General features: G+C 65.9%; 1 protein-coding gene. It reads right to left on the bottom strand.

What is annotated here, in order from left to right; genetic code table 11:
* A partial coding sequence (locus EN925_RS37940) for an Ig-like domain-containing protein (protein ID WP_206633187.1) occupies positions 1-823 on the bottom strand: 823 nt, incomplete at both ends.

Here is an 823-nt window from a genome sequence, read left to right as displayed (position 1 = left end):
TCGCTGCCCGTCGCAAGGCCCTTCTCGCTGACCAGAGCGTCGGTGTCGGATGCCGTCACCGTCACATTGTTGACGGTGATGTCCAGCGTCACCGTCGAGGTGTCGCCGTCGCCGTCGGTGATGGTGTAGACGAAGTGATCGACCGCATTGGTGGTCACCGCGTTGGGGTTGGCCGTGTAGGTGTAGGCGCCGTTGGCGCCCAGGACCAGCGTGCCATACTGGCCCGCGATCCCGGCTCCGCCGAGATTGCCGCTTACCGGGTTCGACACGTTCGAACCGGTTGCCACGCCCGTCACCGCGCCGCCAGGTGCCGCGCCGTCGGCGCCCAGAACGTCCGCCGTCCCGTCCGTCAGCACGTTGCCCGAGGCCTGCGCGCCTTCCGACACGCTGTTGGTGTCGGCATGCGCCGTCGGAATGTCGTCGACGATGTCGACCAGGATGGAGCCGGTGGTGGTGTTGCCGTGGGCGTCGGTCACCGTATAGGTGAAGCTGTCCTTGTCCTGCTCGGTGGTGATGCCATTGTTGGTCGTCGCACCATCATAGGTCTGGGTCAGCGTGTAGGTATAGGTGCCGTTGGCGTTGAGCACCAGATTGCCGTAGCTGCCGCTGGCCGGCGAGGTCAGCGTATAGGTGTACGGGCCGGTGCCGCCGGCCGGCGTGATCGCGCCGTTGAAGATCTCGCTGTTACCGGCCGCGTCGCTGCCCGTCGCAAGGCCCTTCTCGCTGACCAGAGCATCGGTGTCGGATGCCGTCACCGTCACATTGTTGACGGTGATGTCCAGCGTCACCGTCGAGGTGTCGCCGTCGCCGTCGGTGATGGTGT

The sequence above is a fragment of the Mesorhizobium sp. M7A.F.Ca.US.006.04.2.1 genome (assembly GCF_004022915.1).
Taxonomy (GTDB): domain Bacteria; phylum Pseudomonadota; class Alphaproteobacteria; order Rhizobiales; family Rhizobiaceae; genus Mesorhizobium; species Mesorhizobium ciceri.
Note: the sequence above shows the minus strand (reverse complement) of the source record. Positions and strands in the feature narration are given on the sequence as shown.